The sequence below is a fragment of the Gordonia rubripertincta genome (assembly GCF_038024875.1).
GTDB classification, from domain to species: Bacteria; Actinomycetota; Actinomycetes; order Mycobacteriales; family Mycobacteriaceae; genus Gordonia; species Gordonia rubripertincta.
Genome location: NZ_CP136136.1, coordinates 748065 through 766415 on the forward strand (window position 1 = coordinate 748065; position 18351 = coordinate 766415).

General features: G+C 61.3%; 15 protein-coding genes and 3 pseudogenes. 8 read left to right on the forward strand and 10 right to left on the reverse strand.

Annotated elements, in window-relative coordinates:
• Position 1: 1 nt before the first annotated feature.
• The 4 genes from RVF83_RS03285 to RVF83_RS03300 all read left to right on the forward strand — a co-directional run bounded on the left by RVF83_RS03285 (position 2) and on the right by RVF83_RS03300 (position 4433).
• Positions 2-1393, forward strand: a complete 1392-nt coding sequence (locus tag RVF83_RS03285; RefSeq protein ID WP_005195133.1) for a cytochrome P450 — start codon at positions 2-4, stop codon at positions 1391-1393.
• Positions 1390-2589 carry an NAD(P)/FAD-dependent oxidoreductase gene (locus tag RVF83_RS03290; protein ID WP_005195132.1) on the forward strand — a complete coding sequence of 400 codons (1200 nt, stop codon included), beginning with the start codon at positions 1390-1392 and terminating at the stop codon, positions 2587-2589. Before RVF83_RS03285 ends, RVF83_RS03290 begins: the two co-directional genes overlap by 4 nt.
• Positions 2586-3260, forward strand: coding sequence for a transglutaminase-like domain-containing protein (locus tag RVF83_RS03295; RefSeq protein ID WP_005195131.1), 675 nt, complete (start codon positions 2586-2588; stop codon positions 3258-3260). The genes RVF83_RS03290 and RVF83_RS03295 overlap by 4 nt, the downstream gene beginning before the upstream one ends.
• A 150-nt stretch (positions 3261-3410) precedes the next feature.
• Complete coding sequence (locus tag RVF83_RS03300) at positions 3411-4433, forward strand: BtrH N-terminal domain-containing protein (protein WP_020169751.1); 1023 nt, start codon at positions 3411-3413, stop codon at positions 4431-4433.
• Between the two features lie 349 nt (positions 4434-4782).
• On the opposite strand, the gene RVF83_RS03305 is transcribed toward RVF83_RS03300, so the two are convergent.
• From RVF83_RS03305 to RVF83_RS03330, 6 genes are all read right to left on the reverse strand, one after another.
• On the reverse strand, positions 4783-5532 hold the full coding sequence (locus tag RVF83_RS03305) for a TetR/AcrR family transcriptional regulator (RefSeq protein WP_026919816.1): 750 nt from the start codon (positions 5530-5532) through the stop codon (positions 4783-4785).
• A 91-nt stretch (positions 5533-5623) separates the two neighbouring features.
• The gene (locus RVF83_RS03310; RefSeq protein ID WP_005195191.1) at positions 5624-6529 is read right to left on the reverse strand and encodes an alpha/beta fold hydrolase; all 906 of its coding nucleotides are present in this window, start codon (positions 6527-6529) and stop codon (positions 5624-5626) included.
• On the reverse strand, positions 6519-7589 hold the full coding sequence (locus tag RVF83_RS03315) for a ferredoxin--NADP reductase (protein WP_005195189.1): 1071 nt from the start codon (positions 7587-7589) through the stop codon (positions 6519-6521). Before RVF83_RS03315 ends, RVF83_RS03310 begins: the two co-directional genes overlap by 11 nt.
• The gene (locus tag RVF83_RS03320) at positions 7586-8455 is read right to left on the reverse strand and encodes an SDR family NAD(P)-dependent oxidoreductase (protein WP_006369629.1); all 870 of its coding nucleotides are present in this window, start codon (positions 8453-8455) and stop codon (positions 7586-7588) included. The genes RVF83_RS03315 and RVF83_RS03320 overlap by 4 nt, the downstream gene beginning before the upstream one ends.
• A gap of 47 nt (positions 8456-8502) precedes the next feature.
• The gene (locus RVF83_RS03325) at positions 8503-10023 is read right to left on the reverse strand and encodes a flavin-containing monooxygenase (protein WP_005195187.1); all 1521 of its coding nucleotides are present in this window, start codon (positions 10021-10023) and stop codon (positions 8503-8505) included.
• 161 nt (positions 10024-10184) lie between these two features.
• Positions 10185-11153, reverse strand: a complete 969-nt coding sequence (locus RVF83_RS03330) for an AurF N-oxygenase family protein (RefSeq protein WP_005195186.1) — start codon at positions 11151-11153, stop codon at positions 10185-10187.
• A 133-nt stretch (positions 11154-11286) separates the two neighbouring features.
• Between RVF83_RS03330 and RVF83_RS03335 the strand changes: the two genes are divergently transcribed.
• Together RVF83_RS03335 and RVF83_RS03340 are read left to right on the forward strand one after the other, a co-directional pair.
• Entirely contained in the window at positions 11287-11625 is a 339-nt protein-coding gene (locus tag RVF83_RS03335) for a DUF4873 domain-containing protein (RefSeq protein ID WP_005195185.1), read from the forward strand.
• Between the two features lie 79 nt (positions 11626-11704).
• Positions 11705-14794, forward strand: coding sequence for an RND family transporter (locus RVF83_RS03340; RefSeq protein ID WP_039879980.1), 3090 nt, complete (start codon positions 11705-11707; stop codon positions 14792-14794).
• 192 nt (positions 14795-14986) lie between these two features.
• On the opposite strand, the pseudogene RVF83_RS03345 reads toward RVF83_RS03340, so the two are convergent.
• Positions 14987-15157: pseudogene (locus tag RVF83_RS03345) on the reverse strand (integrase core domain-containing protein); the annotation flags it as partial.
• Between RVF83_RS03345 and RVF83_RS03350 the strand changes: the two are divergent.
• Positions 15150-15443, forward strand: a pseudogene (locus tag RVF83_RS03350) (transposase); the annotation flags it as partial. The pseudogenes RVF83_RS03345 and RVF83_RS03350 overlap by 8 nt on opposite strands.
• A gap of 65 nt (positions 15444-15508) precedes the next feature.
• Here RVF83_RS03350 and RVF83_RS03355 read toward each other — a convergent pair.
• From RVF83_RS03355 to RVF83_RS03365, 3 genes and pseudogenes are all read right to left on the reverse strand, one after another.
• Positions 15509-16653, reverse strand: a protein-coding gene (locus RVF83_RS03355; protein ID WP_099047926.1) for an IS3 family transposase whose coding sequence is annotated in 2 segments (ribosomal slippage) — positions 15509-16386 and positions 16386-16653 — 1146 coding nt in all. Because the reading frame shifts where the segments join, the coding sequence is not laid out codon by codon here.
• Positions 16654-16734: 81 nt separating this feature from the next.
• Positions 16735-16896 (reverse strand): annotated as a pseudogene (locus tag RVF83_RS03360) (transposase); the annotation flags it as partial.
• 208 nt (positions 16897-17104) lie between these two features.
• Positions 17105-17581 (reverse strand): PaaI family thioesterase, encoded by a 477-nt coding sequence (locus RVF83_RS03365; protein ID WP_005194688.1) that lies wholly within the window; start codon positions 17579-17581, stop codon positions 17105-17107.
• Positions 17582-17689: 108 nt separating this feature from the next.
• Between RVF83_RS03365 and RVF83_RS03370 the strand changes: the two genes are divergently transcribed.
• The gene (locus RVF83_RS03370; protein WP_005194691.1) at positions 17690-18298 is read left to right on the forward strand and encodes a TetR/AcrR family transcriptional regulator; all 609 of its coding nucleotides are present in this window, start codon (positions 17690-17692) and stop codon (positions 18296-18298) included.
• Positions 18299-18351: the final 53 nt, after the last annotated feature.

The window sequence follows — 18351 nt, forward strand, 5'->3', positions numbered from 1 at the left end:
CATGAGCATCGCAGCCACCGTCGCCGAGAAGGCGCAATCAATGATCCCGATCGACCTTCAGATCCGGGGGGCGCATGTCTATGACAAGACCCGCCGAATCGTCACAAGGACCGACGGCCAGAAGATCTTCACCGAGACCCCGATCCCGCCGGTGGACGAGGTCGATCTCGCCGAAATCGACCTGAGTAACCCGTTCCTGTATCGCCAGGGTATGTGGCGCTCGTACTTCGAGCGTGTCCGCAACGAGGCGCCGGTGCACTTCCGTTCGGAGAGCCCCTTCGGTCCGTTCTGGTCGGTCACGCGACACGCCGACATCATCGCGGTCGACAAGAATCACGAGGCGTTCTCCGCCGAACCGTTCATCATCATCGGCAGGCCCCCGCGTTTCATGGACATCGCGATGTTCATCGCGATGGATCCGCCCCGGCACGACAAGCAGCGCGCCGCAGTGCAGGGCGTGGTGGCTCCGAAGAACCTTCGTGAGATGGAGGGGCTCATCCGCGCGCGCGTCCGCGAAGTCCTCGACGGCCTCCCACTCAACGAGCCGTTTGACTGGGTCCAGACTGTGTCGATCGAACTCACTGCACGCATGCTCGCGACGCTACTTGACTTCCCTTACGACAAGCGGCACAAGCTGGTCGAATGGTCCGACCTCGCGACCTCGATGGAGCAGGCCAACGGCGGCCCCTCGGACAACGACAGGGTCTTCCGTGAGATGGTCGCGATGGCGCAAGGCCTGAGTTCGCTGTGGCGGGACAAGGCGGCACGTACCGTGGCCGGCGAAGAGCCTGGCTTCGACCTCATCACCATGCTGCAAAGCAACGAGGACACCAAGAACCTCCTCGACGATCGCCCCATGGAGTTCCTCGGTAACCTCGTGCTGCTGATCGTCGGCGGCAATGACACGACCCGCAACTCCATGAGCGGCGGAGTGCTGGCCCTCAACGAATACCCCGAGCAGTTCGAGAAGCTCAAGGCCAACCCCGACCTCATCCCCAACGCGGTGTCGGAGATCATCCGCTGGCAGACCCCTCTTGCTTACATGCGCAGGGTCGCCAAGAAGGACGTCATGCTCGGCGGCCAGTTCATCCGCAAGGGTGACAAGGTGGTGATGTGGTACGCCTCGGGCAACCGAGACGAGCGCGTCTTCGAGCGTCCAGACGAGCTCATCATCGACCGGGCCAACGCCCGCAACCACATCGCGTTCGGTTTCGGTGTACACCGCTGCATGGGCAACCGGCTCGCCGAGCTCCAGCTACGCATCCTGTGGGAGGAGCTCCTCCCTCGCTTCGACAACATCGAGGTGGTGGGTGAGCCGGAGTACGTGCAATCGAACTTTGTCCGTGGGATCAGCAAGATGATGGTTCGCCTGACCCCCAAGGGGGAAATGTGACGGCTGATCAGGTCGTCATCCTCGGCGCGAGCCACGCCGGCGTCCAACTCGCGGGCGCTCTCCGAAAGGAGAAATGGGCCGGGGATGTCTTGCTGATCGGCGACGAGGGCAGGCTCCCCTACCAGCGTCCACCGCTGTCCAAGGCATACCTGGCAGGTGCATCACAGCTTGATGACTGCGCGATCCGCGGACGTCAGTTCTACGACAAGCAGCGGATCGAGCTCGTGGACGGAACGGCGACGGCGATCAACCGTTCCGCGCACACCGTCACCCTCAACAGTGGAGACGTGGTGTCTTACGCCACGCTGGCACTGTGCACCGGCGCGCGCGCCCGCGCGCTGACCGTTCCGGGCGCCGAGTTGACGGGCGTCCACTACTTGCGCACCGCCACCGACGTCGAGGCCATCCGTGCCGCGGTGGTGCCAGGTTGCCGGGCCGTCATCGTCGGCGGCGGCTATATCGGCCTGGAGACGGCCGCCTCACTTCGAGCTCAGGGTGTGGACGTCACTGTTCTCGAGGCTGCGGAACGCGTGCTCGAGCGGGTGACCGCGCCGGTGGTCTCGAGGTTTTTCGACCGTACCCACCGGACCGAGGGTGTCGATGTTCGCACCAGCGCGTTGGTCGAGGGTTTTCGCGGGGAGGGGCGAGTCGAAGAGGTGGTGCTCGCCGACGGTGAGACCCTGGCCGCGGACCTCGTCATCGTCGGTGTCGGCATCATTCCCAACACGGATCTCGCGGTCGCCGCGGGCCTCGAGGTTGACGACGGAGTCATCGTCGACGACCATGCACGCACCAGCGACCCCGACATCGTCGCCGCCGGCGACTGCGTCAACCAACGGATCGCACGGTACGACAGGCGCGTCCGCCTCGAATGTGTGGCGGCCGCCACCGAGCAGGCCAAGGTCGCGGCAGCGACCATCTGCGGCAACGAAGCCGGTCTCACCGCGCTGCCTTGGTTCTGGTCCGATCAATACGATCTGAAGCTGCAGATCGCCGGGCTCAACACCGGGTACGACGAGGTACTGGTCAGCGGTGACCCTGACCACGACCGTGACTTCACCTGTTACTACTTCAACGACGGCGAGCTGATCGCCGCGGACTGCGTCAACAGACCCAAGGATTTCATGAACGCGAAGCGTACGATCGCACAGCGTTCGTCGCTCGACAGGTCCGAACTGATCGGAGCCACACCATGACCACATCACCCGCGGCAGCGGAAAGGCCGGCGGCGGCGCTCACAGCATCGACCTTCCTCGACATCCATCACGCGACCGTGCAGGCCTTCACCCAAGACGCGGTCGGCGACGCGGACACCGATCGCGAGAAGGCGCGGCGCCTCTTCGCCGCAGTCCGAGACCAGATCCGTTACGACCCCTACACCGTCTCTGACAAGCCCGATCATTACCGGGCCAGCCATGTCATCGAGTCCGGACGTGGGTACTGCGTACCCAAAGCGGTCGTACTGACAGCCGCGTTCCGCGCGGCAAACATACCGGCCCGGCTCGGCTTCGCTGATGTACGCAATCATCTGCAGACCGACGCGCTGCGCGAACTCATGGGAACCGACGTCTTCGTATATCACGGATACAGCCACGTCTACATCGAGGGGCGCTGGTTGAAAGCTACACCCGCGTTCAACATTGAATTGTGCACTCGATTCGGGGTCCCACCTATCGACTTCACCGGCGATCGCGACGCGTTGTTTCACGCGCACGCGGCGGACGGCTCCGCGCACATGGAGTACGTGCACGAACGCGGCGTCTACAACGACTTGCCCCTCGAGGAAATCCTGGCGGGCCTGCGGCATGCCTACGGCCCTCTGATCTTCTCGGGACGGCCAGCTCCGTCCGACGCATTCCGCGCATAGTGTGCGCTCCGGCGGGCTACCGCCGCAGGTTACTGCCCGCTCGAACACCCGTGCCACCACCTGTCGGCCAGATCCCGTCGCACAGTGTCCACCACCACTAGGGAGACCATGACAATGTCCGAGTCATTGCTCGACACCTATCCACACCGAATGGGCGGCCATTGCGGCTCCAGCGCGATGCGCGACTTGATGGAGTGGTCGGGACTAGGCTTCGACGGGCCACCGAACGAGGGTCTGGTGTTCGCTCTGGGCGGAGCACTCTCGCTCACGTATGTTCGCACCGACGCCCTCGTGCCGCCGTTGTATCTGGTAGGACGTGGTCCTGACTTCGAGATGGACCTCCCCCGCCGTCTCGGCGCTACGGTGGAGGTCCGGTCCACCGACGATCCCCAGCTAGGGTGGGATCTCGTCCGCGACGAACTCGACCGCGGCCGGCCCGCGCTCGTGTGGGCCGAAATTGCTGAATTGCCCTACCTGCGCGTTCAGTTGCGCATGAGTCGCCACGATATCGTCATAGTGGGCTACGACAGCGACGCAGAAATCGCTTACGTCGCAGACAACGATCGCGTCGAAATTCAACAGGTTCCCTTCGACGCGCTGGCGCGAGCCCGACGCTCGATGACCTTCCCCGAGCCGACCCGACATACGCTCTTCCGCATTGACTGGCCCGAGGCGCTACCGTCAATCGCCGTCGTGGCTGCGGAGGCGTTCGCGCAATCTGCGGCATGCATGCGCGCGCCCGCAGGATCCACGATCGCCGGCCCTGTCGAACACTCGGGGACACACGGAATAGACGCAGCCCTAGCACTATCCTCTGACGTGGTGCTCTGGCATGAGCTGCCCTCCGACGTGCTCGAAGTCCACCTATTCAGTCTTGGTGCATTCATCGAGAAGGCAGGTACGGGTGGTGGCCTGTTCCGACGACTACTCGCGTGTGGCTGCGACGAGATCGCCCGACTGACCGGCGATGCTGCAACCAGCGACCTTGCCAGAGATGCTCACCGAGCGGCTGCAGCATGGACATCAGTCGCTCAGGCGGCCGTACACAAGGGCTCGACCGCTGCTACCCGGCTCGACCACGTCATCGAGGCCGCGGCGGTTCTAACTGACACTGAGTCGAGCCTTGCCACCTCACTGGACTCCGCCGCCAGATCCCTAAGGTCCGCCGTTTAGAAGAACTGCCAGCACCGCATCGGTGAGTGGCTGGCCCTAGCCCGGCCCTTTCGCATCTGGATCGACTGAGGTGGGTCGCTACCGGAGTCCGACGGGGTGAACCACGAGATCGTGGGCATCAGTTCCTACGAGTTGATTCGGTCCTACTGGTCGCGCCAGACCTGGGGCCTGACTGGCTCGCCGGCTTCATCACCGGGGGCGACGTGATGACACTAGATCAGGTGGTAGACGACGAGTCGTTCGACCCGCCCATCCGACACTTGGACAAGTGCTCCTCGCGATAAGGAACACAGTTGTGATCAAATACTGAGGGCGGAGACTGGGGCGGCACCGTCTCTCGCGAGCGGGATCAGTCTAGTCCGAGGCGAGTGGCGAACGCGGGGTCGCCGAAGGGTCTGTCTCTGCGGAAGCGAACGCCCACTGTGGCCGCAGCGCCGTCAATGATCCCCCACGACGTCTGATAAAGGTGCGCGGAGAACAGGTCCTTGCTCATTCCATTGAGCCGACCGTGATCGATCCACCATTGGGTAGCTGATAGGCCCGCCCCCAAGATGGAGGCCACTACGACGGCGACGAGGGACTCGTCGGCACCGACCGATTGGAGGCTACGGGCGAACTCGTCGGAAATAATATCCATTGCCGATCTCAGCTGATCCGCGGCCCCTCCCTCGCCGGACTCAGAATACTGAAACATGTGGTTCGTCATGAGGAAGCGGACGACCGCCGGATGCTCGTCGACCAATGACACGTATGCGGAGATCGCTGACCGGAAGAGCTCGTCGACGGAGTCCTGCTGTCCGGAGAGCAGAGTTGACTGTGCGGACTCCCACATCATCGAACCCAAACGTGCTGCCACAGCGGAATAGAGCCCAGCTCGGTCACCGAAATGGCGATAAAGCTTCGGCTTCGACGCCCCTGCCTCTTCCGCGAAGTCGTCCATGCTCACAGCGTCGCCAAACTTCTCGATCGCGCGTATTGCCGCGTCGACGAGTTCAGCCTTCACGATAGCGCGGTGGTCGTCCCAACGCGTGCTTCGTGCATCGCGCACACGACGTTGCACTTTCACCGGGGCTGCGGAGATTCGACGGACTACAGACATGACCCACCACGCTACCAGGATGGTTGACCGTCGCCCCAATAAGCACGTGGCGCACGCATGCAGTCGGCAGAGACATGGGTCGAAACGAGCTTCAAGCGGATCTGTCTAACCTGGCCACAGCTGAATTGAAGTCTTCAACGGCCTCTAGGTTGGACATGTGACCGACCTTGTCGAGAAGAGTGAATTCAAATAGAACGCCCTGCCGACCCAGTCGCGCTGCGAGATCCACCGAATGGGCCGCCGGGGTCAGTCTGTCGGCATCGCCCACGATGACCGCCGCCGGCACTGTCAGCGAGTCAACACCCCTGCTGACGTCGATTGTCGCCAAAACCGCACCCCACATCCCCCGCACCTGTGGTGGGCATCGCAACACGATGTCGGCGCACTCATCGATTACCTCGACAGTCGCGCCCGGGCCCAGGGTTCCGTAACGAATCAGGCGGCGAGACAAACGCGTGTCCTGCATCTCGGGTCCCGCGACCGCAAGACTAGCCGCGAAGGCCCGTTCAAGTCTCGGTCGTAGCTGGCGGGGAACTTTGAGTAACGTTGACCGATCCACCAACTGTGATGGCCCGGTGCTTGCCAGTACTACTCCGCGGGCCAGCTCCGACACCGAGGCTGGGTACTCAGCTGCCCAGCTCATGATGGACATACCTCCCATGCTGTGTCCGACCACGACAGCCTTGTCGGTGGGAGTGGCTACCGCCCGAACTACGGACTCCAAGTCATCGGCCAGAAGTCTCGCCGAGAACGGTACCCGGCCCCGGTCGCTCCACCCGTGTCCGCGTTGGTCGTAGACCACTACCCTATGCGTCGCCGCGAAGTGTTCGATCTGTGGCCGCCAGAAACGCCCCTGACAGGCCCAGCCGTGACTAAAGACTAGAAGTGGAGCATCCCGGCCCGAGCCGAATTCCTGGGCGAACAACCTGGTTCCGTCGGAGGAGAGGACCTCGAGGTGCCGCGATCCTCGCGACTCGCTCGCTATCTCAGAGGTCATCAAAGCTCACCGTGACTGCATCCGTCAGCGGAAGTGCCTGACACGCAAGCCGTTCACCGTCGGCAATGTCATCTTCAACGAGGATGTGGTTTTGTGCCATTTCTACATCACCCTCAACCAGCTTGCATACGCACGCGCTGCAGGCCCCTTCTCGGCAGGAGTACGGGGCATTGTGACCTTGGGCCAATAGCACGTCGAGCAACGGAGTGTTGCGCGGCCACTCAGTCGTGATGGACTGCCCATTCAGATAGACCGTGGCGGTCGCCACACCATCGTCGTCACTGAGCTGACGCATCGTGGCTGTCTCGAATGGATCTCCGGTCAGTGACTGAAAGACTTCTCGATGTACCGAGGCGTGCTCAACACCGCAGGCCTCCGCCGACTTCTGAACCAGATCCATGAACGGCGCCGGACCACAGGTGTAGATCTGTGCACCGCGGTGCTCACGTATGGCGGATTCGACATCCTCAGGTGCCGGAATCCCCATAGCCGACTCCAACCAGTGGAAGACCGTGAAACGCTCGGGGAACTCGGAGGCGATCTGCGCCAGTTGGCCCTCGTACATGATCGACTCGGCATCGCGATTCGCGTAGAACAGTGTGACTTCGCCCCCGCCGCACACAAGCGCCGACTTAATCAGCGACAAGACCGGAGTGATCCCACTTCCTCCTGCAAAGAATAGAAAATCGACGTCGAGATTCTTAGCCGTGAAGTGCCCCGACGGCGGGAGGACGGTCAACTCCATTCCCGTCATCGCGTTGTCGCACAGCCAGTTCGATGCGTAACCGTTCTCCGTCCGCTTGATCCCGATCTCGAGACGGAAGTCCTCGACGTGAGGCGAGCTGCTCAACGAGTAGCATCGTGCGACATGACCGGTCCGATCAGATGGGATCTTCACGGTGATGAATTGCCCTGGGACATGCTTGAACTCCTCGACCATGGCATCGGGGATCTCGAACGAAATGGTGACGGAGTCTTTCGTTTCCTGGGTCACTTCTGAGACGCGCAAGGTGCGTGAGCGGGCTGCGGCAGCCGGACGTGCATCGGGTTCGACGGTCACTTGAGGATCCCCTGTCTACGTGCGACCGCGTAACCCGCCCGTGTCAGTGGCGCCGCGATGTCCTGGTAGCGGGGACCGATCACCCGTGCCACGAAGTCGAAACCGCGGGCGTCCGCACCGATCAACACTCGTGCCTTCTTCTTGTCCATACCTTTGAGGATTGTCGCCGCTGCTTTATCCGGGGTGCTTCGTGCGATCCTGTCGAACAGCGAGGCGACAGTCGCGGTGTCTGCCCCCATGGCGGAAACGCCTCGGGCATTGTTGACGATGTTGGTTTTTACACCCCCCGGGTGCACACATGTCACTGTGACCGGGTATCGACTGATTTTCATCTCCTGTCGGAGCGCCTCGGTGAAGCCTCTGACGCCGAATTTCGCGGCATTGTATGCGCTCTGGCTGGGGATTCCGATCAAGCCGAAGACGCTCGACGTGTTAATGAGATGTCCGTCCCCGGACGCGATCAGGTGAGGCAGAAACGCCTTCGACCCGTTAACGACTCCGCCAAAGTTGATGCCCATGAGCCAGTCGAAGTCTTCCCAGGTCATGTCGACCACGTCGACGCCCAAGGCCACGCCGGCGTTATTGAACACCATGTCGACGTGGCCCGACTCTGACCGCACTCCGTCGGCATAGTCCTGAAACGCACTGCGGTCCGCAACGTCTAGTACGGCGGCGGTTACCGTCGCCGCATACGTGGTGCGGCAAAGTTCTGCAGTCTCCTTCAAGTGCATCTCATCAATGTCGGACAGTGCCAGTGCGGCACCTCGCTCCGCCAACTGGAGTGCCAGAGACCGACCGATCCCTGACGCGGCACCGGTGATCACTGCCACCTTGCCTGTGTAATCATGCCGGTCAGAATTGCTCACTGTCGTCTCACCATTTCTACGAATCGTGTCTCTCCGTGCGTTCGGGCTCAGGCGATGTCGTACTCGGCGGGGTCGAAATCTTTTGTGGCGCGCCAGTACTGCCATGTGAAGCCCGGCCACACGGTCCGGTTGACGCCCTGCGAGTCGAGATACCAACTCGTGCAGCCGCCGTTGGTCCACACTCCCTTGGCCAGCTTCCGCTGGATGTCGGTGTTGAACTGTTCTTGCACGGACGGGCGTACGTCAACCTTCTCAGCGCCTCGGCTTTCTACTGTGTCGATGGCCTTCATGATGTATTTGATCTGTTGCTCGATCATGAACACCACTGAGTTGTGGCCGAGGCCCGTGTTGGGTCCGAGGAGGAAAAACAGGTTGGGAAAACCCTTGGTCGTGATGCCCAGGTGCGTGTTAATCCCCGTCTGATGCCAGTGGGACGGGAGATCCTCGCCAGTGGCACCTTTCAGGGCGAGCTGATCGAAACCATCAGTCACGTGAAAACCGGTCGCATAAATAATTACGTCGATGAGGTGCTCGACGCCGTCTGAGGTGATGATGGAATCAGCGGTGACCCTCTCAATCCGATCGCTGATGACGGTGGTGTTGGGCGCCGCAAGTGCAGGGTAATAGTCGTTTGACCCCAGAATTCGCTTACAGCCGATGCGATATGACGGGGTCAGTTTCTTGCGTAGTGCCGGATCAGAGATGGAGCGTTCAATGTTCCACCGAGCGACCCGTTCGATTGGCCGCATAAGGTTGGAGTGACCGTTGAGGCCGAAGGCTAGGCTCTCCGCACCCCAGTACACCGACCACCTGGCGATACGACGTGCAATCGGGAGTCTGCTCAGAAGAGTCCGCAGGGCCGGCGGAACGGTGAAATTCTTGCGGGGTAGGACCCAGGCAGGGGTTCGCTGGAAGACCTTGAGGGACATGGCCTCCTTCTGTACGAACGGCACAAACTGGATAGCGCTGGCACCAGTGCCGATCACGGCGACACGCTTGCCCTCCAGATCCACCGAATGATCCCACTGTGCGGAGTGAAACGCTTCGCCTTTAAAGTCCTCAATCCCCGAAATTTCGGGAAAATTGGGGATATGCAGCGCACCGACTCCTGAAACTACGAACTGAGCAATGTACTCACGTCCGGACTCAGTACGCAGGTGCCACCGCGACTCTGACTCGCTCCAGTATCCGGAAACCAACTTCTGACCGAAATGAATCTTTTGTGTCACGCCGCGCTTGTCCGCGACGTCTTGTAGATACCGCTCAATTTCTGGTTGTGACGACCACACCTTCGACCAGCTACCTCGACTTTCGAATGAGTACGAGTACATCAGCGACGGGACGTCACATGCACAGCCCGGATAGGTATTGTCGCGCCAGGTTCCACCGACGGAGCTTGCCTTCTCCAGGATTAGAAAGTCGCTGTACCCGCGACGTCTTAGCTGTGCGGCCATCCCGAGACCAGAGAACCCGCTTCCGATGATCAGAATCTTGGTCGAAATCGGGTCGTCGGTTGAGTCGGTTTTGGCGGCGGCGCGCGAGGCGCGCCGGGTAGTTGAAGATGCCATGTTTATGCTTTCTCCCTCGTGGGTTCGTTGGCACAACACATCACCTGCGCACAGTGGCAGCGGGTGATCTGTTGAGGCGGAAGTGATCGCGAAGCCATCGAGAATGCTCCGCACAGGTCTAACTGATGTCGACCGTGACGGCTCGGCCGCGTGAACGGAGATCAGCGGAGATCGTCGGGAAGGCTCCGCGTCGCGCGCCACATGGCCATTGTGAACTTGCCTTCCAGCATTCCCGCCTCATGGAAGAACCGAATCATGGGCTCCGACATGAACTGCAGGTTGGTCCGATAGTTTGGGCTGGTTTGTTGTGCCCATACGCCACGCCAGCGGCTAATTCCCACTGCGGGGTACACTTTCGGATTAATGAGCAGCGGGTACGCCAGGTTCGCGATGACGGCAAGCACCCCTCGGTGCCAAGCGCGCGTCGCCTTACGTCGACGCTGCATGCCTTCGATCATCTCCAGTCGCGCAAAGGTAATGTGACGGGCTTCCTCGAGGACATGGATCTTCATGAGCTGGCGAAGCTGAGGCTGCATACTGGGGTCGTTCATCGCCTCGCGCTGGGCGCGGTCCAGGATTTCCTCGATCAGCAGCGTGGCTCCGGACACCGACGGTCCGAGCGGGACGAAATGCAGGATCTTTGCGAAGCTCAAGAAGCCCTTAGGGAGCTTGTAAGGGGGCACGCCTGTTTTGTTAATGAGGCGCGCGAACATAGTGGAATGGCGGGACTCATCGCCGATTTCTGTTAGCGCGTATAGGGACTTCTGATCGGTTAGGGCCCCCTTTGCCGACATGCGCAGGAGCGCCGAACTCAAGAGGTTCTCTGCGTAGATGCCGAAACTGAGGATGCTTACGATCTCGTGGCGTCCCAGCTCGCGACGCTGCTCCTCGGTCATCTTGTTCCATAGTTTGGTGCCGTATAGCGACACCCGGTGCTCTGGCAGAAAGTACTTGCCTTCCTCCCAGGGCGACTCCCAGTCGATGTCGATCTCCGCGTCGTAGAACTTCTCCGCGGAAGACCGCAACAGACGACCTGCAGATCGTTCCATGTCGACGGGCTTGCGCCCGTTCACCCGGGCCATGCCCTCCTGTGAAAAGTCGGGCTTGATATGGGCATCCTGCACGGTCATGTCTTCTCCTCGGTCGTTCAAGGCTGGGAGTCGGGGCCTGGCGCCCAGTACCCATTACTCGCAGTATCTGGTACTGCTAGTATCCACGAACCGCGTTATTTGTCAACGCTCAATGCGAAGAAGGTAGGGCTGCATGTCTGACGACCATGACCTCGACTACTCCGGCGAAGGAACCCTGGTGTGCCGTGGGACGGAGATCCATGTCGAAGCGAAAATAAGAGGTTATTTCCAGCCGCTGAACGGCTTATACACCTGGTATGGCCGGATTCAGAAGAATGATGAGCTCGACGGGCTCCTGAAAGGCGCCCGCGCGATCGCTGTATTTACGACCGCTGAGGGGCGGGCGGAGTGTGTCGTCGGGGATCCCGACTTCTGGGGCCGATACCGCATCTCAGGTAAGAGCACCCCCCCATACCACCTGCCCACCACTCTCGAGGAGGTCGAAGACATGGCCGAGCACCACCACAAGTGACAATCATCCACCGCACGGACGTTCGCCAGACGGATCCGAACGATTGGGTCGCCCACTTCAGGTCGAGAGGATATTGCACATGGTGAGTTCGTCTCCCATTCGAACCCGCTCGTCGAGAGGGGGCGAGAAACTCGGCGAATACAGTCCGACCCTTGAGCGGGTTGCATGGTTTACCCTCCGCCGCAAAGGGATTGTGACGCTGGTTTGGCTCGGTGCCGCTATCGGCTTAGGCCTTCTCTTTCCTCAACTGGAGTCAGTGGTACGGGAACAATCTGTGGATCCGATCCCGGCCGGAGTCCCGTCTTTTCAGACCTTGGACCGTATGGGCGCCTCTTTCGACGAGCGCGGCGCCAAGACCACCGTATTCGTTGTGATGGAGAACAGTGCAGGCCTGTCCGACAACACCCGCGATCGATACCACGTGCTTGTCGACACCCTGCGGGCGGACGACAAGCACGTCATCGCCGTCCGAGACCTGCTGAGCGATCCCCTCACTGCGAGTCAGGCTCTCAGCAAAGACAAGCAAGCCTGGTATCTGCCCGTGGGAGTGACCGGCACACTCGGGGGACCCGATACCGCGGAGGCGGTCGCAGCGGTACGCGACACCGCGGAGAGAATCTTTCGCGACACTGAGACGAGAGTCCGTGTGACAGGCCCACCCGCGACCTTTAGCGACCAACTCGCCGTGGGCGAGTCGGATCTGGTCCTGATCACTGTCGCCACCGTGCTGCTGATCGCCGTGATCCTCCTCGTCGTCTACCGTTCGGTGTTCACCGCGCTGATGCCGCTGCTTGTCGTGGGCATGAGTTTGGCCGTGGGTCGCGGAGTTCTATCTGGACTAGGCGAGCTGGGCATGCCGGTATCCCAGTTCACCTCGATGTTCATGACCGTCATCATCTTCGGTGCCGGAGTTGACTATTCGGTGTTCCTCATCAGCCGCTATCATGAGGGTATTCGAGCAGGCAACTCTCCTGATGCCGCTATTGCCCACGCGAATGCAACTATCGGCCGCGTGGTTCTCGCATCGGCGGGCACTGTGGCCCTAGCCTTCCTGGCTATGGCCTTCGCCAAGCTCAGTGTGTTCAACACTTTGGGGCCGGCCTGCGCAATCGCCATAGCATTCGCATTCTTGGCGACGGTGACATTGTTGCCCCCCGTGCTCTCCTTCGCTGCCAAGAGAGGGGCCGGCCTTCCCCGCCGTGACCTGACGCGGGATTACTGGAGAAGAGTCGGAGTCATGGTTATCCGGCGGCCGGTCCCTCTGCTCGCGATCAGTGTAGTCGCGTTGATTGGCCTCGCCCTGGTCGCCGCAACAATCCAGATCACCTACGACGATCGAGAGGGGCAGCCAACTGACACAGGGAGCAACGAAGGCTACGCGCTGCTCAACCGCCACTTTCCGAAAGACATCATTATCTCGGAATTCTTGGTGGTGGAGTCCGAGAACGACATGCGCACGGCTCAAGGCCTTGCCGACCTCGACCAGTTGGCATCCCGCGTCGCGCAGATTCCCGGCGTGACCAGGGTCATTGGCGTGACGCGGCCAACCGGTGAGAAGCTGCAGCAGGCGCAATTGTCTTGGCAGAACGATCAGATCGGTACCAAGATCACCGAGGAGACCGGAGATGTACAGGCCCGCAAGGGTGATCTGGCCGTCCTGAAGACCGGATCAGAGCAGCTCGCCGGAGGCCTGGCACTGCTAGAAGACCAGATCTCATCCAATCTCGCTCCGCTGTCGGGGTTGCTAGACGAGGTGTCGTCATGTGGCCCACAACTCGATGAGTACCGGCCGTTGGTGAACCAACTCGCGAGCGCCGCCCCAACGCTTCGACAGTTCTCCCAGCGAGCGCCTGAGCTGTCTCAACTCGCACGTCGGGCCCAGTCTGCGGCAGACGCGGTCGCGCCAGCGTTGTCCGCATTGGAAGCTCCGTGGTGTCAGCAGATCGCGCAGTGCTCGGCACTGCGCGCGCAAACGGCCGACATCCGGGCACTCGCGGATGATCAGTCGCTCGCGAGGGTGGCTAACTTTGCCGCGCAACTCGGCCGCGTGAGTGCGCCAGGCTCTACCGACATGGCACAGCTGCAGCGTTCTCTTCAAACGCTGAATTCTGCACTACAGACCATCGGTGGACAGGACCTCGGGAACAGGGTCTCGCAACTCGAGTCCGGCGTCGGCGCACTCGCCGACGGCGCACGTCAGTTGTCGAACGGAGTCGGGGCTTTGGTGGACAGCAACGTTCAGCTACTCGGTGGACTAGCACAGGTCGCCGCACAGCTTCGGGCTCCCGCCCGCGAGATCGGCGATTCTGATTCGGCAACCGGCTTCTATCTCCCCGCGGATGCGTTCAAGGACCAGCAGTTCAGTCAGGCCGCTCGACAGTTCATCTCGCCCGACGGGAAAACCGTGCGCTATGCGGTACAGACCTCCTACGACCCATACTCTGCCGATGCAATGACGCTGGCGAACGAGCTGTCTAGCGTCGCCGAGAACGCGATGCCGAACACCACTCTGGAGGGCGGACGTGCTTCGGTCGCGGGCTTTCCTGCGATCAATGCCGACGTCCAGCGGTTGTTGTCGTACGATTTCAAACTGCTTGGCATAGCCACACTTCTCATCGTGGGTCTGATCCTGATGCTGTTGTTGCGGGCCGTCGTTGCACCGGTCTATCTCCTTGCAACCGTCGTCTTGAACTATATGGCGGCTCTTGGTATCGGTGTGCTCGTACTTCAACACATCCTCGGTGCCGGGATCGCCTGGCCAGCTCCACTGGTGTCGTTCATCGTCTTGGTGGCGGTGGGCGCTGACTACAACATGCTGCTGGTCTCACGCCTGAGAGAGGAGACGAGAGCGAGCGTGCGGGTCGGAGTAATGCGTACCGTCGCCTACACCGGTTCGGTGATCACCTCGGCCGGGTTGATCTTCGCAGCCAGCATGTTCGGGCTGATGGTCGGCTCCATCGATGTGATGGTGCAAATCGGGTTCATCATCGGTGTCGGTTTGCTGCTCGACACGTTCCTGGTGCGGACCTTAGTAGTCCCGGCACTAGCGGTGCTGCTGGGCACTGCAAGCTGGTGGCCGGGTGACATCGACCGCTTCCGGCGCGCCCCGGGACCATCGCAAAAGACACGCGGACGGACCCATGGGGATCTGACAAGCGTCGGTCCCTGAACTTCCCGACCATCCCGTCAACAGGTAAGGATCGGCATAGGGCATGACGCGGCACGGTCGCTCGTGATAGACGAATTGCGTCCGTACAACGCTAGACGGTATGGGTGACTCCACGGCGATGTGTTGGGGGTTGCGGGCCGGAGCCTCACGCACAGGGACTGAACGACCCGAGGTTTTGTGCCGCCTCCATTGTGGGCTGGTCCTCGGGCCGAGGCCAGAGTAGTGGAGCGTTTCGAACTCGGTCGGGGGGATCTGGCCGATACTCGAGTGCAGCCTGCTGTTGTTGTACCAGTCGACCCAACCAGCGGCCGCGAACTCGACGTCGGAGACGGTCTTGTACGGGCTGGAGTGGAAGATCGTGGTCCCGCTGTACGCCGGCGGCATGACGTTGCGCGATATCCAACACCATTTGGCCGCCACGATCGGCACCGATCTCTCGCACGAGACGATCTCCAAGATCTGCGACGAGGTCCTCGACGCGGTCGACGAATGGCAGAACCGGCCGCTGGAGCCGTTGTGTCCCGTCATCTACCTCGACGCGCTGGTGGTGAACGTCAAAGACAGTTCTCATGCTCGAAACAAGCACGCCCACATCGCTATTGGCGTCGACATGGCCGGCGTCAAGCATGTGCTGGGAATCTGGATACAGGCCGAATGGCAGGTCCCCGATAACCGGTCCAGTCGGTCCTAGAGCGAGTTCTTACTTGCGGTCGGTCAGTCGATCTCGCAGCCCACGGGGTGGTGCTGGTGGGTGCATCGGGCAGCGTACTCGGCCGGGGTCTTGTAGCCCAGCGCTGAGTGGCGGTGTCGGTGGTTGTGGTCGTCTTTGAAGTCTTCGATGACCACGCGGGCCTCCAACAGGGTGGGCCAGCAGTTGCGGTTCAAACACTCGTCGCGCAACCGGTTGTTGAACGACTCGATGAACCCGTTGTTCCACGGCGTGCCAGGCGGAATGTAGGAGATCCCCACCGACCCTGCACAGAACGTCTGGAGGGCCTCAGAGATGAACTCAGGGCCGTTGTCCATGCGCAGCACCTTCGGTGGGCCACCCCAGATCGCGAAGGTCTTCTTCAACTCCTCGATCAACCGGTCGGCGGCGATCGAGCGATCCACAATGTTGAGCAGCGACATCCGGGTGTGTTCATCGACCATGGACGCGATCTTGATCTTGTGTCCGTCGACAGTGGAGTCGAACTGAAAGTCCAATGCCCACACCACTTTCGGTGCGTCCGCGGTGACAATCGGCATCGACGCCTGGCCGGCCCGTTTACGCCGCGGCGCCCGGCGCACCTGCAATCCTTCTTCCTTCCACAGCCGGTGGACCTTCTTCTTGTTCACGGTGTCGCCTTCGTCGAAACGTAGCCAGGCCCACGCCCGACGGAACCCGTGGCGTGGGTTCTGACGGGCGTAGGTTCGTAGCTGCTGGCGCAGGCCAGCATCCGGGTCAGCCGGGGTGTGCGCTTGCGGCAGTTGACGATACGCTGAACGAGCAAGCCCAACAACCTTGCACGCCTTGCGTTCTGACATGTTCATCACGTCTTTGAGCATGTCGATGGCGGCGCGTTTGGCGGTTGGGCTCAGAATTTTCCCTTGGCGATCTCCCGTAGCGCGTCCTTCTCCAACTCGGCATCGGCGAGCAGCCGCTTGAGCCGGCCGTTCTGCTCGCGCAGCTCCTTGAGCTCCTTGGCCGCGTCACCGTCCATGCCGCCGTACTGGCGGCGCCAGTTGTACAACGTCGCTGCCGACACCTCGAGGTCGGCGGCGATCTCCTCGCCGGTCTTGCCCTGCGCCGCCAACTCGTCAGCCCGGCGCAACTTGCGCACAATGTCCTCTGCCGAGTGGCGCTTGCGTCCTGCCATGATCCTCATCGTCCCTTCTCTGCCCTCAACAGGGCAATCAGGACTCTAAAACAGACCGGACCGGTTCACGGGGGACACGCCACCGCCGTACTGGGCCAGCCAGCGATGCCACGTGGACTCCGCGACTTCGAGGTGCCGGCACACCTCGTCGAGTTCCTGACCAGCGGCGAGGAGCATATTGCCCTCGGCGAGCTTGCGGATGATCTGCTCCGGCGTGTGCCGGCGGCGCTTGTTCGATGTCATGACGTCGTTGATTCTTCCTGCTCGAACAATCGAGCAACAGAGTCCCACAACGACTGGACCACCCAGGAGGGCTCACCTCACAAGCTAAGCGCTCGGTTCACGGGGAGGGCGGTAAGGCGCTGCGAATGGGTTAGATACGTCTCGCCCTCAGGGTTGATGCAGCCTTGCTGTATCGGGTAACACCAGATGCAGGCGCGGTTACGGTATTCTAGTCGGCTTGAAGGAATCGAGTAATCAGGTCTGTGGCGGCGTCCGGGTCTCCGTGGTTCTGAAAGTGACTTAAGTCAACTTTCACGAACACGGCGTTCGCGGTGAAATACGCTTTCTTGCCTACTGTGCCGACCGCTTTGATGGAGAGTGCCCGAGCGGTGTTATCGACGACCGTGGCGACGAGGTGCACGGGTGTGTGCAGTGGCACTGGGTGTCGGTACTCGACGGTGAGTGTTCGAGTGACTGCAGGTGTGCGGGCGATCCACAGGGTGAATCCCATGATGTCGTCGCAGGCTGCTGAGATGGCACCGCCATGGGCTAGGCCGGGTGCTCCTGATTGGCGTTCGTCGAAGGTTAGATCAGCGTAGACGTGGTCGTCATGCCTGTATACCTCGAGCTGGAGTCCGCTGGGGTTGTCGCTGCCACATCCCATACATGATGGCGAGTGCGCTGGTAGCCGCTGATCGAAGCCCATTGGGTGGTCCTCTCTGCGGTCCTCGTTCGGTGTTCGAGCACTCGCAGTTTCGTTCTGTTACCGACGGTATCGTTTGTGCTGTTGGTCTGGAGCGGGAAGTGGGCAAGGGTGGAGATCGCCGATATCGATGATGTGGACCCGAGGCGGGTTCGCTCGCGGGCGCGGTTGTTGGATGCTGCCGCGACCCTGCTCAGCAGCGGTGGGGTCGAAGCGGTCACCGTGGAGGCTGTAACCCGGCTATCTCGCGTAGCCCGCACCACGCTGTATCGACATTTTGAGAGCACCACGGACCTGGTGGCAGCAGCCTTCGAGCGGTTGTTGCCTCAGGTGGACAACCCTGAAACCTCGCAATCGATTCGCGATGACCTGGTCACATTGATGCAACGCCAGGCTGCTCTCATCGAACAGGCTCCGTTGCAGTTGACCACACTGGCTTGGTTGGCAATGGTTCCCAAGCAACCTGGCGAAGAACCAAACGCATTGGGGCCGTTGCGGATGCGCGTAGTCAACCAGTACCGAGAACCCTTTGATCGAGTGTTGACAAGTAGCGCGGCCGCCGCTGAACTCGACGATCCGGACTTGACCATGGCGATCACTCAGCTGGCAGGCCCTCTGGTCTTCGCCAAGCTCACCGGGATTCGCGCGATGGATGTCGCTGATCTCGAGCGCCTCGTCGATGACTTTCTTGCGGCGCACAGGCGGCGCCCGCCTACATAGCCTCACCGCCTTCCACTTTTACGCTACAACTTGTAGCGTAGCGCTACCGATGG